Origin of the sequence: Streptomyces rubellomurinus, assembly GCF_000961885.1 — a bacterium.
In the GTDB taxonomy this organism is placed as follows: domain Bacteria; phylum Actinomycetota; class Actinomycetes; order Streptomycetales; family Streptomycetaceae; genus Kitasatospora; species Kitasatospora rubellomurina.
The window spans coordinates 1-12,803 of record NZ_JZKH01000146.1; the positions used below are offsets into that span (position 1 = coordinate 1).

Below are 12,803 nucleotides of genomic sequence, written 5' to 3' on the forward strand. Positions count from 1 at the left end.
CCGACGTCCCCCACCCCGACGTCCCCCACCCCGACGTCCCCGACGCCCACCTCGCCGTCGCCGACCTCGCCCGGGCCCACCTCGCCGTCGCCGACCGCGAGCACCACCTCGCCCTCGGCGAGTTCGAGCACGTCCGGCGCCGGCCCGGCCCCGACCAGCCACCACCCGAGCGGCCACCACACCGGTGGCGGCGGTGAGCTGCCCTCCACCGGCGCGGGCAACGCCCCGGTGGTGTTCGGCCTCGCGGGTGCCGCCCTGCTCGGCCTCGGCGGTCTGGCCGTCCTGGCCGCCCGCCGCCGCGGTCGCCACGGCTGACCGCCCGGTTGACGGCCCGAAGGCCGCCCGCGTCGCTGCTTGCGACGCGGGCGGCCTTCGCCGGGTTCGGGCCCGGGCCGGTCAGGTCACCTCGCCCCGGCGGGAGAAGTGCTCCGCCTGCCACTCGCCGCTCGCCAACACCTCGGCCAAGTGCCGGGCGGCGTCCCAGACTTCGGTGTACGACAGGTAGAGCGGCGTGAAGCCGAAGCGCATCAGGTCCGGCGCGCGGAAGTCGCCGATCACCCCGCGCGCGATGAGCGCCTGCACGACCGGGTACCCGTCCGCGTGCCGCAGCGCGACCTGGCTGCCGCGGCGGGCGTGCTCGCGCGGGGTGACCACCTCGATGCCGTCCAGGCCCTCGACGAGCGAGACGAACAGGTCGGTCAGCGCCAGGCTCTTGGCCCGCACCGCGCCGAGGTCGGCCCGCTCCCAGACGTCCAGCGAGGAGTCCAGCGCGGCCTGGCCGAGCAGCGAGGGCGAGCTGGTCAGGAACCGCCCGATGCCCGGCTTCGGCTCGTACCCGGGCTCGAAGGCGAACGGGCGGGCGTGGCCGAACCAGCCGCTCAGCGGCTGCACCGGGCCGGCCGCCAGGTGCCGCTCGGCGACGTACAGGAAGGCCGGCGCGCCGGGGCCGCCGTTCAGGTACTTGTAGGTGCAGCCGATCGCGAAGTCGGCGTTCGCGGCGCCGAGTTCGACCGGCAGGGCGCCCACCGAGTGGCACACGTCCCAGATCATCAGCGCGCCCGCGGCCTGCACCCGGGCGGTGATGCCGGGCATGTCCAGCAGCTCGCCGGTGCGGTAGTCCACGTGCGAGAGGACGACCGCGGCGACGTCCCCGTCCAGGTGCGCGTCCAGCTCCTCCGGGCGGATCAGCAGGCTGCGGCCGCCGTCGACCAGGCCGGTGACGCCCTCGGCGATGTACAGGTCGGTGGGGAAGGCCTCGCCGTCGCCGAGCACGGTGCGCCGGCCCGGGCGCAGCCGCAGCGCGGCCGACAGCACCTTGAACAGGTTGACCGAGGTGGTGTCGCAGACGATCACCTCCGCCGGGTCTGCGCCGATCAGCGGCGCGATCCGCCGGCCCAGCCGGTACGGCTGCTCGAACCAGCCGGCGTCGTTCCAGCTGCGGATCAGCTCGTGGCCCCACTCCCGCTCGACGACCTGCCGCACCCGCTCCGGGGTGCGCACCGGGAGGGCGCCCAGCGAGTTGCCGTCCAGGTAGATCACCCCCGGCGGCAGGGCGAACTCCGTGCGGAACGCCGCCAGCGGGTCGGCGGCGTCCAGCGCCGCGCACTGCTCGCGCGTGAGCGCGCCCGTGCTGCTGCCCGTGCCCGTGTCCGTACCCGTGTCCGTGATCATGCTCATCCCTTCGGCCACCTCCGCCGTTCCGACCGTCGTTCCGACCGCCGTTCCGGCCGTCCCGCCCGTCCCGCTCACAGCTCGTCCCGGATCGCCCAGAGCTCCGGGAAGACGTCCTGCTCCGCCGACCGGCGCAGCCAGGCCAGCCCGCTGGAGCCGCCGGAGCCGGGCTTGCCGCCCATCGTCCGCTTGACCGTGGAGAGGTGCCGCTGGCGCCAGCGGGTGACCCGCTCGGCGACGTCCAGCAGCGCCTCGCCCAGCGGCTGCAGCCCGGCGAACTCCGGCTCGGTGTACACCCGCCGCCAGGCTGCGGCAACCTCCTCGGACGGGCGGTGGCGCTCCTCGGACGTCTCCGGGCGCACCGCCAGGCCGCGCCGGGCCAGCAGGGCCAGCGCCTCGTCGTACAGGCCGGGGGAGCGCAGCGTCTCGGCCAGCTCGGCCCGGACCCGCGGCATGCCGTCGTACATCTTCAGCAGTGCGGCGTTCTTGTTGCCGATCATGAACTCGAGCTGCAGGAAGGCCGAGGACTGGAAGCCGGAGGCCTCGCCGAACAGCGAGCGGAAGGCGTTGAACTCGCGCGGGGTCATAGTGGCCAGCAGGCCCCAGGACTCCACCAGGACGTCCTGGGTGTGGGTGCCGCGGCGCAGTGCGGCCAGGGCGGCGGGCAGGTCGTCCGCGCGCAGTGCCTGCCGGGCGATCGTCCACTCGTGGCGCAGCAGGTCGAAGAGCAGCTCCATCACCTGCGTGGTGATGATGAACGACAGCTCGGCCGGCTCGTCGCTCTTCGGCCGCTGCAGGGCGTGCAGTTCCTCCAGCCGCACGTAGTCCGCGTACGGGGTGCCCCGGCCCGGCTGGTCGCCCCGTCCGAACGACAGGTTCGGTGTCTCCAGCGCGTCGTGCTCCACCGCGTCGTGCTCCACCGTGTCGTGCACCATCCCGGTCCCTCCTGATCCGTCCGGGCTCCGTCGCCCGGGTCGGCGGACCCGCGCGGACGGCCCGGTTCCACCGAGCCCATTGTGCGGCGGTGCCACCCCCCGGTTGAATGGTCGACGGACACCGCAACGGCGCTTCGGGCTCTCGTGCGCGAGGCGTTTCGCGGAATCGCTTTGTGAATGAAAAACCGCTGATCACCGCCGCCCCGGGAGCCGCCATGGACGCCGTCGACCGCCGCCTGCTGGCCGAGCTGCAGGGCGACGCCCGGCTCTCGTACAACGAACTCTCCCGCCGGGTCAGCCTGTCCGCACCCGCGGTGGCCGAGCGGGTGCGCCGGCTGGAGGCGGACGGCGTGATCAGCGGCTACCACGCGCACGTGGACCTGACCCGGGCCGGGCTGCCGATCACCGCCCTGGTGCAGATCCAGTGCTACGGGCCGCGCTGCGTGCTGCGCGACCCGGAGGTGGCGACCTGGCCGGAGGTGCTGCAGCTGCACCGGGTCACCGGCGGGGCCTGCTGCGCGCTGCTGGTCGCGGTGCCCACGATGGCCGACTTCGAGGCGCTGTGCGACCGGCTCGGCGGCTACGGGCAGCCGTCCAGCTCGATGATCCTCTCCAGCCCGGTGCCGTGGCGACCGGTGGTCGCGCCCTGAGGCTCGGCCCGTCAAGGGCGTATTCCCGATCGACGGCGGATTCGCCCGGATGGCGGCCCCGGCTCGAACGGGCGCGCGGGGTCGGGTGCCATGGAGGCAGGACTCCCTGCGCGGAAGCGAGGATGCGACATGTGCCTGAACCGGAGAGACCTGGGCCTGCTGGCCCTGCGCGGCGCGGTCGGCGGCGTGCTGATCGCGCACGGCACCCAGAAGCTGTTCGGCTGGTTCGGCGGGGGCGGCCTCGACGGCACCACCCAGGCGATGGAGCACATGGGCTTCCACCCGGCCCGGCAGAGCGCCATCGCGGCGGGCCTCGGCGAGGCCGGCGGCGGCGCGCTGCTGGTGGCCGGGCTGGCGACCCCGGCGGCCGGCGCGGTGGTGGCCGGGACGATGGCGGGCGCGGTGTCGGTGCACGCCCCGGCCGGCTTCTTCGCCATGTCCGGCGGCTACGAGTACCCGGCGTTCCTGGGCGCCACCGGCCTCGCGATCGGCCTGGCCGGCCCCGGGCGGTACTCGCTGGACCACCTGACCGGCCACGCCTTCGACCGGCCGTGGGTCGGGCTGCTGTCCTTCGTGGCGAGCGCGGCCGGCGCGTACGGGGTGGTGGCGCGGCGCCGGCACGTGGTGCGGCTGCGCGAGGAGCGGGCGGCGGTGGAGGCGGACGAGCAGGAGGGCTCGGGGCTGTCCTGAGGCCCCTGTCCCGGAGCCCCGTCCCGGCGGTGTCACCTGGAGGGAGCACGCCTGCTGGCGGCCCGGGCCGGCGGCTCCGAGGGTGGGCGGCAGGGCGCGCCGGGCCGCCGGCGCCGGGAAGGAACGAGGAGCGCATGGACCGCCAGCCGCTCACCCGGGCCGGTGCGTCGGCCCGTCCGCCGGCCCCGCCGCGGGTCACCGAACGGCCCCCGGACGCACCGCTGGTGAACCGCCGCCGGGCCGTCGCCGGGGTGCTGGCGGCGGCCGTGCTCGGCGCGGGTGCGCTGGCCGGCTGCTCCTCCGGCAAGAGCGCGAGCAGCGTCGCCTCCTCGGCCGCGGGCGAGATCGAGAAGGGCGTGAGCGCCGCGGCCTCCGCCGCGTCCGCGCTGGCCTCGGCGGCGGGCGGGGCGGGGGCGCTGATCTCCTCGGCGCAGGCGGAGGCCTCGGCGGCGGTGTCGGCGGCCAACTCGGCGGTCGCGGGGATCAAGGGCGGGCTGGACGCCAAGGCGGACGTGGCCGCGGGGGAGGTGTCCACCGGCTCGGACGGGAAGGCGCAGGTGGAGCTGACCGTCACCAACCACGGGCAGCAGTCGTACCGGTACGTGGTCCAGGTGAACTTCACGGACGACTCCGGCACGGTGCTGGACGCCGTCGCGGTGACGGTCGACGACCTGGCGGCCGGGCAGAGCGCCAAGGCCACGGCGCGCAGCAACCGTCAGCTGTCGGGCACCGTCAAGGCCGTGGTGGCGAACGCGATCCGGTACTGACGGCGCGGCTCGGCGCGGCAGCGGAACCTTAAGCGCGGCTCAAGGCCCAACGGGACCCCTTGACGGGGGAGTTGGTCTAGTCCATTTTTATTCCCCAGGTGCAGGGAGCCCCTGAACCGGCGTCAACGGCCTCCGGGCCGGGGGCGCCGGTTCGGCACATCCCGGTGTCCGTCCGTCCAGGCCCGATCACGCTCCCCGCCGACTCCACCCAGACGCTCCAGCCCCGACACCCCACCCCTGATCTGTCATGTCCCGGCCGTCCGGCCCCACCACGGACGCGCGCCCCCGGGGCGACGGAACCCCCACAACCAGGAGTAACGCACCCATGCTGCGCTCACGCATCGAACGGGCCGGGACGCCGGCTCCGCAGGACGGCCGCCGACGCCGGCCGAAGAGCCTGGCCGCCGTCGCGGCCGGCACCGCCGCCTCCCTGCTGCTCGGCGCGGGCCTCGCGCTGACCGGCGGCGGCGCGGCCAACGCCGCGACCACCAACTCCACCGGCGCGGCCGCCACCAGCGGCGGCATCAAGGTCGCCTACTTCGACCAGTGGTCGATCTACGCGAACGCGTACTACCCCAAGACGATCCAGGACACCGGCGTCGCCGGGAAGCTGGACTACATGATCTACTCGTTCGCCAACATCCACCCGACCGACCTCGGCTGTTTCGAGGCCACCAAGGCGGCGAGCGGGGACGACAACAACCCCAACGCGGGCGACGGCGCGGGCGACGCGTTCGCCGACTACCAGAAGAGCTTCGGCCCGGACATCTCGGTCGACGGCGTCGGCGACGCCTGGGGCCAGCCGATCGCGGGCAACTTCAACCAGCTGAAGAAGCTGAAGGCGAAGAACCCCAAGCTCAAGATCCTGATCTCGCTGGGCGGTTGGACCTACTCCAAGTACTTCTCGGCGGCGGCCGCCACGGACGCCTCGCGCAAGCACCTGGTCTCCTCCTGCCTCGACATGTTCATCAAGGGCAACCTCCCCTCGGACGCCGGCTACGGCGGCCCGGGCTCGGCGGCCGGCCTCTTCGACGGCGTCGACATCGACTGGGAGTACCCGGGCGGCGGCGGCCACACCGGCAACCTCTCCAGCCCGGCCGACAAGCAGAACTTCACCCTGCTGCTGCAGGAGTTCCGCAACCAGCTGGACGCGCAGGGCAAGGCGGACGGCAAGACCTACGCCCTGTCGGCAGCGGTCGGGGCCGGCCAGGACAAGATCATGAACGTCGAGACCGACAAGGTCGGCCAGTACCTGACCTTCCTCGACGTCATGACGTACGACATGCACGGCGCGTGGGACGCCCAGGGCCCGACCAACCACCAGGCCCCGTTGTACTCCGGCCCGAACGACCCGATGACCCCGGCCAAGCCGGGCCACGGCAAGTACTCGATCGACAACGCGATCAAGGCGTGGACGGCCGGCGACCCGGACTACGGCATCCCCGGCGGCTTCCCGGCCAACAAGATCAACATGGGTGTGCCGTTCTACTACCGCGGCTGGACCGGCGTCCAGAACAACGGAAAGAACGGCCTCTTCCAGACCGCCACCGGCCCGGCCGCCGGCGCCCCGATGTCCGGCAGCGTCCCCGGCATCCAGATGTACAAGGAGCTGGGCGGCTTCGTCGACAACCCGTCCAGGACCTTCTGGGACGACGACGCCAAGGCGACGTACTTCTACGACGGCACCACCTTCTGGAGCGGTGAGGACGCCAGGTCGATCCAGGCCAAGATCGACTACGCGCACTGCAACGGCCTCGGCGGCTCCTTCGCCTTCTCGCTGTACGACCTGGGCACCAAGACCGCCCTGTTCGACACGATGGTGAACGCCACCAACGGCTCCGCGGCCGGCTGCCCGGCCCCGCCGACCGGCACCCCGACCCCGACCCAGACCCCGACCGGGACGCCCACGGGCACGCCGACCGGCACCCCGACCGGGACGCCCACGGGCACTCCCACCGGGACCCCGACCGGCACGCCGACCTCCCCGGCCACCTGCTCGGCCGCCCCGAGCTGGGACCCGAACACCACCTACGCCGCCGGCGGCACCAAGGTGTCGTGGAAGGGCCACTACTACACCAACAAGTGGTGGACCAAGGGCGAGGACCCGTCGCAGAGCGGGCAGTGGGGCGTCTGGGCCGACAACGGGCCCTGCTGACCCGGGCCGGCGCCCGACCGGCACCCGACCGGCACCCGAAACAGTGAGAGTCCGGCCCGCCGGGGGAATTCCCCCGGCGGGCCGGACTCCTGCGTTTCGGCTCCGGTTCACTGCGCCAGGTCGGCGGTGCGCCCGAGCGCGTCCGGCTGGGTCTCCTCGATCCGCCGCAGCATCCGGGCCAGCAGGCCGGAGAGCGCCGTCCGGTCCTCGCCGGCCAGGTCCTGGAGCAGCTCCTCCTCGAACACCGCCGCCATCCGCATCGACTCCAGCCACTTGTCGCGGCCGGTCTCGGTCAGCTCGATGATCACCCGCACCCGGTTGGACTCGTCCCGCTCCCGGGTGACCAGGCCGTCCGCGACCATCCGGTCGATCCGGTGCGTCATCGCCGCCGGGGTGAGCCCGAGCCGCTTGGCGAGCTCGCCCGGCCCCAGCCGGTAGGGGCTGCCGGCGACCACCAGGGCCTTGAGCACCTCCCACTCGGCGGACGTGATTCCGAGCACGGTCAGCTGCCGGTCGTACGCCACGCCCATCCGCCGGGAGACCCGGTTGAGGGTCTGCACGATCGTCTCCACCTGCGGGTCCACGGTGGGGAACTCCCGCTGGTAGAGCGCCACCTGCTCGGCGATGCCGATCTCCAGCGCGGTGGCCGGCGCGGGCTTGTCGGTCGCCGGCCCCGGCTTGTCCGTAGTCATGCCGAACAGTGTCGCACGGCTGTGCACCCCTTAAGACTTTGACACCGCACTCTTCCGGTGCTAAGACTTTATCTCGTCAAACTTTAGCTCTGAAATCTTCTGGCCTTAAGAGTCCAGCACTCAAGAGTGACCAGTCGACCCAGGAAGGGATGTGCACGGTGACCGGCACGGTGAAGCAGCAGAGGCAGCAGCGACGTGGGGCGGGCAGCCCGCTGCGCCGCGTCCAGATCGGCAACGCGCTCAGTGCGTTCGGCAGCGGGTTCACGATGCCGTACATGTTCGTGTACGTGGACCAGGTGCGCGGGCTGGGTTCGCTGGCGGCCGGGATGGTGTTCACCGTGTTCGCGCTGGCGGCGCTCGTCGTCCTGCCGTTCACCGGCCGCGGCATCGACCGGTACGGCCCGCGCCCGGTGCTGCTGGCCGGTGCGGCGCTGGCCGCCACCGGCGCGTTCGCCTTCGGGCACGCCACCGGCACCCCGGCCCTGCTGGTCTCCTCCTTCCTGTTCGGCGCGGGTGTCACCACCTGCCAGCCGGCGCTCGCCACGATGATCGTCCGCTGCTCCACGGCGGCGACCCGCTCGCACGCCTTCGCGCTGCAGTTCACCCTGGTCAACCTGGGCATGGGCATCGGCGCCCTGGTCGGCGGGCAGATCGTGAACGTCGCCGACCCGGCCAGCCTCACCCGGCTGTTCACCATCGAGGCGGCGACCTTCCTCGGCCTCGCCCTGGTCACCGGCACCGCCCGGATGCCGCGGGCCAACCTGACCGTCGTCCAGGAGAAGCACGACGGCCCGACCGGCCTGCGCGCCCTGCTCGCCGACAAGGCGATGCTGCGGCTCAGCATCCTCGCCGGGCTGATCTTCTTCACCTGCTACGGCCAGTTCGAGTCCGGCGTCGCGGCCTTCGCCACCGACACCGTCGGCACCGCGCCGTCCACCCTGGGCTTCGCGATCGGCGCCAACGCGGTGACCATCGTCGTCCTGCAGATGTTCATGGTGCGGATCACCGCGCGCCGCCGCCGCACCACCGCGATGGCCGCCGCCGGCCTGGTCTGGCTCGCCGCCTGGGGGATGGCCCTGGTGGCCGGCCTGATACGGACCGAGACCATGGCCGCCACGGTCGCCATCGTCTCGATCTACGCCCTGTTCGGCGTCGGCGAGTCGCTGCTCGCGCCGACCATGGGCCCGATGGTCGCCGACCTCGCCCCGGCCCGACTGCTCGGCACCTACAACGCCGGGTACGCCCTGGTGAAGCAGATCGCCATCGCGGTCGGCCCGGCCGTGGGCGTGCTGCTGGTCGGCTCCGGCACCTGGCCGCTCTACCTCGCGGCCATGGCGGGCTGCACGCTGCTGATCGTCGCCCTGGCCGTCCGGCTGCGCCCGCACCTCACGCCGGAGCAGGACAACGCGGCCCCGGCCGTGGTCCGCACGGCGGCCCCGGTCCGGGAGCTGCAGACGGCCGCGTAGCGCCGGCTCGCGCAAGGGTGTTCGAGAGGGCGCCGACCAGGTCACCTGGTCGGCGCCCGTCGCGCTTGGCTTCGCGGGCACCGCCACATAGTGTCGGTGCCTGTCGCCCGTCCGGCCCCGGCCGGCGCGGCAGACCCGGGCGGACCGGTACGGCGGGCCCGGGCAGAGCAGACCAGTCGCACCGGCGAAGACAGGCGAAATCGGCGAGGCTATGACCCAAGCGGCGCTCACGCACCCCCCGGCGGCCCCGGCCCCCACCACCCCGGCCCCGGCACCGACCCCGCGCCGACTGCCGCCCTGGATGGCCCGGCACGCCGGCTGGCTCGGACCGATCGGCGTCGCACTCTTCGCCGGCCTGCTGCGGTTCTGGAACCTCGGCTACCCCAACTCCTTCGTCTTCGACGAGACGTACTACCCCAAGGACGCCTGGTCGCTGCTCCAGCAGGGCTACGAGGGCACCTGGCCGGACCACGCCAACACGGACATCCTGGCCGTCCCGCAGAGCATCCCGCTGAACGCCGCCCCCGAGTTCGTCGCCCACCCGCCGCTCGGCAAATGGGTGATGTCGATCGGCGAGCAGCTGTTCGGGCTGCACCCCTTCGGCTGGCGGTTCATCACCGCCCTGCTCGGCACCCTCTCCGTGCTGATGCTGGCCCGGATCGGCCGCCGGCTCTTCGGATCCACCCTGGTCGGCTGCACCGCCGCGCTGCTCATGTCCGTCGACGGCCTCCAGCTCGTGATGAGCCGGATCGGCCTACTGGACGGCATCCAGATGTTCTTCGTGCTCGCCGCCTTCGGCAGCCTGCTGGTCGACCGCGACCACGCCCGCGCCCGGCTCGCCGCGGCCGACGACGCCGACCGGGCGCGGCTGGGGCTGCGCCCCTGGCGGATCGCCGCCGGCGTGTTCCTCGGCGCCGCCTGCGCCGTCAAGTGGAACGGCGCCCCGATCCTCGCCGCGCTCGGCATCCTGACCGTGCTGTGGGACCAGTCCGGCCGCCGCGGGGCCGGCGCCCGCCGCCCCTGGCGCTCCATGCTGCGCCGGGACGCCGGGCCCGCCCTGCTCGCCGTGGTCGGCTCCGCCCTCGTGGTGTACGTCGGCTCGTGGAGCGGCTGGCTGGCCAGCGGCGCCGGCGGGGACGGCGCGAGCGGCTACGACCGGCACTGGGCGGACGGCCGGGCCGGCCTCTCCCCGGACAGCTTCCTCGGCGTGTCGCTGCCGCAGGTTCCGATGGGCTGGGTGCCCGCGCCGCTGCGCAGCCTGTGGCACTACCACTCGCAGATGCTCGACTTCAACACCGGCCTCAACCAGCCGCACACCTACCAGTCCAACCCCTTCGCCTGGCTGGTCGACGGCCGGCCCGTCTCGATGTACTGGGAGCAGGTGCCGAACGGTCAGCGCGGCTGCACCGCCACCGGCGGCTGCGCGGCGCAGATCCTGGGCCTGGGCACCCCGTTCCTGTGGTGGGCGGCCTGCTTCGCGCTGGCCTACCTGCTGTGGCGCTGGTTCTTCCGCCGGGACTGGCGCTCGGGCGCCGTGCTGTGCGCGGTCGCCGGGATCTACCTGCCCTGGTTCCGCTTCCAGGAGCGGACGATCTTCTCCTTCTACATGGTCGTGCTGGTGCCGTTCCTGTGCCTGGCCGTCGCCCAGATGCTCGGCGCCATCCTCGGCCCGCCCGGCTGCAGCGTCGAGCGCCGCCGCTACGGCGCGATCGGGGCCGGGCTGATCGTGGTCGCGATCGTCGGCTGCTTCGCCTTCTTCTACCCGCTGTACTCGGCGGAGGTGATCCCGATGTCGGCCTGGCAGGACCGGATGTGGTTCACCAGCTGGATCTGATGCCGCTGGTTCCGGTGGCGCTGGCTTCGGTGGCGCAGGGTCCGGTGCGGTCGGCGGCCTCGGGCGGCCAGCTGCTGCCGGTCACCCCGGCGCTCTGGGCGGTGGCGGCGGTGCTGCTGCTGGCCGCCGTGGCGGTCGCCGGGTGGGGCCTGCTCGGCCACGGGCACGCGGTGCTGCGGGCCGGTCTGCGGGCGGTGGTGCAGCTGGCCGGCGTCGCGGCGGTGATCACCTGGGTGGTCGGCTCGCTGTGGTGGTCGGCGCTGTTCGTGCTGCTGATGTTCACCGTCGCGGTGCGCACCGCCGGGCGGCGGATGACCCCCGGCCCCGGCTGGGCCTGGGCGGCCGCCCCGATCGGCGCCGGGGTGCTGCCGGTGCTCGCCCTGCTGCTGGGCGTCGGCCTGCTGCCGCCGAAGGGCCTGTCCGTCATCCCGGTCGCCGGGATCATGATCGGCGGCGCGCTCACCGCGACCTCGCTGGCCGGGCGGCGCGCCCTGGACGAGCTGCGGCAGCGGCGCGGCGAGGTGGAGGCGGCGCTGGCGCTCGGCTTCGAGGAACGGGACGCGCGGCTGGAGATCTGCCGCACGGCGGCCGCGACCTCGCTCGTCCCGGCGCTGGACCAGACCCGCACGGTCGGCCTGGTCACCCTGCCCGGCGCCTTCGTCGGCATGCTGCTCGGCGGGGCCTCGCCCTCCCAGGCGGGGGCGGTGCAGCTGTTCGTGCTGGTCGCGCTGCTGGCGGTGGAGGCGGTGGCGATCGTGGTGGTGCTGGAGCTGGTCGGGCGGGGGCTGGTGACGGCCGGGTCGGTCGGCGGGGTCGGGTAGGCTGGAGCGCGTTGAAGGGGAGTAGCCCTCCACCGGACCGTCGACATACTGGCCCCCAGGGGCCCGGCGCCCGGGGCACCACCCGTACGGTGGGTGCCGGCGAGACCTTCGGCCGCAGTGCTGTGACCATTTCCAGTGCTGTCGGGCCGAAGCGTCCCCCGAGGGAAGTGCGACGGCCTGGCAGCCCGACCGAGGATCCCAACTGATGAGTCTGTCCATCGCCGCCCTGACCTTCGGCGTCATCTTCCTGGCCGAACTGCCGGACAAGACCGCGCTGGCCAGCCTGGTGCTCGGCACCAAGTACCGGGCGAGCTACGTCTTCGCGGGCGTCGCCGCCGCGTTCCTGGTCCAGGTGGTCATCGCGCTCGCCGCCGGCCACCTGCTGTCGATGCTGCCGCACCGCTGGGTCTCCGGCGTCACCGGCGCACTCTTCCTGATCGGCGCGGCGATGCTGCTGTTCCACGGCGGCGGGGACGACGAGGACGGGCACGCCGCCAAGGAGCCGTCCTCGAACAGCTTCTGGAAGGTTTCCGGGGCCAGCTTCGTGGTCGTCGCGATCGCCGAGTTCGGCGACCTGACCCAGATCATGACCGCCAACCTGGCCGCCAAGTACACCGACCTGCTGGCAGTCGGCCTCGGCTCCTGGCTGGGGCTGTGCGCGGTCGGCGGGATCGCGATCGTGGGCGGGCAGAAGCTGCTCAAGGTCGTGCCGATGAAGTGGATCGTCCGGGTCGCGGCGGCGATCATGATCGTGCTCGCGGGCGTCAGCATCGTCGGGGCGATCACGGGCTGAGGTTCTTCGGCTGCTCGGCGGCGCCTGCCGGTCGGCGGGCGCCGCTGTCGTGTCCGGGGCCGGTCAGCAGCCCGGGTCGGCGGAGAGGACGGCCTGGGTCTTGGGGCCGTACACGCCGTCCTCGCCCCGGATGTGGTTGTCGCGCTGGTAGCTGCGCAGCACCGTCCTGGTCCAGTCGTCGAAGGTGCCGGAGACGATCGACTGGTCGACGAAACCGCACTCGGCCACGTACAGGCTCTGCTGCATGGCCTTGACGTCCGGGCCGGTCATGCCGAGCTGGAGCAGGCGCGGGGTCGGCGGCGGCGTCGGGGTGGGCGTCGGCGTGTGGG

Annotated in this window: 14 protein-coding genes; 10 read left to right on the plus strand and 4 right to left on the minus strand. The window is 73.4% G+C overall.

All coding sequences use genetic code 11. From position 1 onward, the window contains the following. Nucleotides 1–197 (plus strand): hypothetical protein (locus VM95_RS43940; RefSeq protein WP_208615592.1); only part of this gene is annotated, 197 nt, incomplete at its 5' end. A 1-nt stretch (nucleotide 198) separates the two neighbouring features. Beyond that, nucleotides 199–315, plus strand: coding sequence for an LPXTG cell wall anchor domain-containing protein (locus VM95_RS45740; protein WP_078861080.1), 117 nt, complete (start codon nucleotides 199–201; stop codon nucleotides 313–315). Between the two features lie 81 nt (nucleotides 316–396). Here VM95_RS45740 and kynU read toward each other — a convergent pair whose 3' ends face one another. Together kynU and VM95_RS35720 are read right to left on the minus strand one after the other, a co-directional pair. Next, complete coding sequence (gene kynU / locus VM95_RS35715; protein ID WP_045705066.1) at nucleotides 397–1,671, minus strand: kynureninase; 1,275 nt, start codon at nucleotides 1,669–1,671, stop codon at nucleotides 397–399. A gap of 74 nt (nucleotides 1,672–1,745) precedes the next feature. Further along, nucleotides 1,746–2,606, minus strand: coding sequence for a tryptophan 2,3-dioxygenase (locus VM95_RS35720; protein ID WP_045705054.1), 861 nt, complete (start codon nucleotides 2,604–2,606; stop codon nucleotides 1,746–1,748). Between the two features lie 173 nt (nucleotides 2,607–2,779). Between VM95_RS35720 and VM95_RS35725 the strand changes: the two genes are divergently transcribed. The 4 genes from VM95_RS35725 (at nucleotide 2,780) to VM95_RS35740 (ending at nucleotide 6,868) form a co-directional block, all read left to right on the plus strand. Further along, nucleotides 2,780–3,256: an Lrp/AsnC family transcriptional regulator gene (locus VM95_RS35725; protein ID WP_244179104.1), complete on the plus strand. Its 477-nt coding sequence runs from the start codon at nucleotides 2,780–2,782 to the stop codon at nucleotides 3,254–3,256. Nucleotides 3,257–3,385: 129 nt separating this feature from the next. Then, the gene (locus VM95_RS35730) at nucleotides 3,386–3,946 is read left to right on the plus strand and encodes a DoxX family protein (protein ID WP_045705058.1); all 561 of its coding nucleotides are present in this window, start codon (nucleotides 3,386–3,388) and stop codon (nucleotides 3,944–3,946) included. A 134-nt stretch (nucleotides 3,947–4,080) separates the two neighbouring features. Further along, nucleotides 4,081–4,713: an FxLYD domain-containing protein gene (locus VM95_RS35735; RefSeq protein ID WP_052706191.1), complete on the plus strand. Its 633-nt coding sequence runs from the start codon at nucleotides 4,081–4,083 to the stop codon at nucleotides 4,711–4,713. A gap of 325 nt (nucleotides 4,714–5,038) precedes the next feature. Further along, on the plus strand, nucleotides 5,039–6,868 hold the full coding sequence (locus VM95_RS35740; protein WP_078861082.1) for a glycosyl hydrolase family 18 protein: 1,830 nt from the start codon (nucleotides 5,039–5,041) through the stop codon (nucleotides 6,866–6,868). A 107-nt stretch (nucleotides 6,869–6,975) separates the two neighbouring features. Here VM95_RS35740 and VM95_RS35745 read toward each other — a convergent pair whose 3' ends face one another. After that, nucleotides 6,976–7,560 (minus strand): MarR family winged helix-turn-helix transcriptional regulator, encoded by a 585-nt coding sequence (locus tag VM95_RS35745; protein ID WP_045705072.1) that lies wholly within the window; start codon nucleotides 7,558–7,560, stop codon nucleotides 6,976–6,978. A gap of 158 nt (nucleotides 7,561–7,718) precedes the next feature. On the opposite strand from VM95_RS35745, the gene VM95_RS35750 reads away from it, so the two are divergent. The 4 genes from VM95_RS35750 (at nucleotide 7,719) to VM95_RS35765 (ending at nucleotide 12,474) form a co-directional block, all read left to right on the plus strand. Continuing rightward, entirely contained in the window at nucleotides 7,719–9,026 is a 1,308-nt protein-coding gene (locus tag VM95_RS35750; protein ID WP_244179105.1) for an MFS transporter, read from the plus strand. A gap of 211 nt (nucleotides 9,027–9,237) precedes the next feature. Then, nucleotides 9,238–10,860 carry a dolichyl-phosphate-mannose--protein mannosyltransferase gene (locus VM95_RS35755; protein ID WP_107073199.1) on the plus strand — a complete coding sequence of 541 codons (1,623 nt, stop codon included), beginning with the start codon at nucleotides 9,238–9,240 and terminating at the stop codon, nucleotides 10,858–10,860. After that, nucleotides 10,860–11,681 carry an ABC transporter permease gene (locus VM95_RS35760; RefSeq protein ID WP_078861084.1) on the plus strand — a complete coding sequence of 274 codons (822 nt, stop codon included), beginning with the start codon at nucleotides 10,860–10,862 and terminating at the stop codon, nucleotides 11,679–11,681. The genes VM95_RS35755 and VM95_RS35760 overlap by 1 nt, the downstream gene beginning before the upstream one ends. 202 nt (nucleotides 11,682–11,883) lie before the next feature. Further along, nucleotides 11,884–12,474, plus strand: a complete 591-nt coding sequence (locus VM95_RS35765) for a TMEM165/GDT1 family protein (RefSeq protein WP_045705062.1) — start codon at nucleotides 11,884–11,886, stop codon at nucleotides 12,472–12,474. A 63-nt stretch (nucleotides 12,475–12,537) separates the two neighbouring features. Here the strand turns inward: VM95_RS35765 and VM95_RS35770 are convergent. Further along, a partial coding sequence (locus VM95_RS35770) for a peptidoglycan-binding domain-containing protein (RefSeq protein WP_045705064.1) occupies nucleotides 12,538–12,803 on the minus strand: 266 nt, incomplete at its 5' end.

Excerpts from the sequence above, each read along its gene's own strand:
- VM95_RS35740 (WP_078861082.1), top strand. The coding sequence starts at position 5,039 with ATGCTGCGCTCACGCATCGAACGGGCCGGGACGCCGGCTCCGCAGGAC.
- VM95_RS35755 (WP_107073199.1), top strand. The coding sequence starts at position 9,238 with ATGACCCAAGCGGCGCTCACGCACCCCCCGGCGGCCCCGGCCCCCACC.
- VM95_RS35735 (WP_052706191.1), top strand. The coding sequence starts at position 4,081 with ATGGACCGCCAGCCGCTCACCCGGGCCGGTGCGTCGGCCCGTCCGCCG.
- VM95_RS35760 (WP_078861084.1), top strand. The coding sequence starts at position 10,860 with ATGCCGCTGGTTCCGGTGGCGCTGGCTTCGGTGGCGCAGGGTCCGGTG.
- kynU (WP_045705066.1), bottom strand. The coding sequence starts at position 1,671 with ATGATCACGGACACGGGTACGGACACGGGCACGGGCAGCAGCACGGGC.
- VM95_RS35730 (WP_045705058.1), top strand. The coding sequence starts at position 3,386 with ATGTGCCTGAACCGGAGAGACCTGGGCCTGCTGGCCCTGCGCGGCGCG.
- VM95_RS35720 (WP_045705054.1), bottom strand. The coding sequence starts at position 2,606 with ATGGTGCACGACACGGTGGAGCACGACGCGGTGGAGCACGACGCGCTG.
- VM95_RS35745 (WP_045705072.1), bottom strand. The coding sequence starts at position 7,560 with ATGACTACGGACAAGCCGGGGCCGGCGACCGACAAGCCCGCGCCGGCC.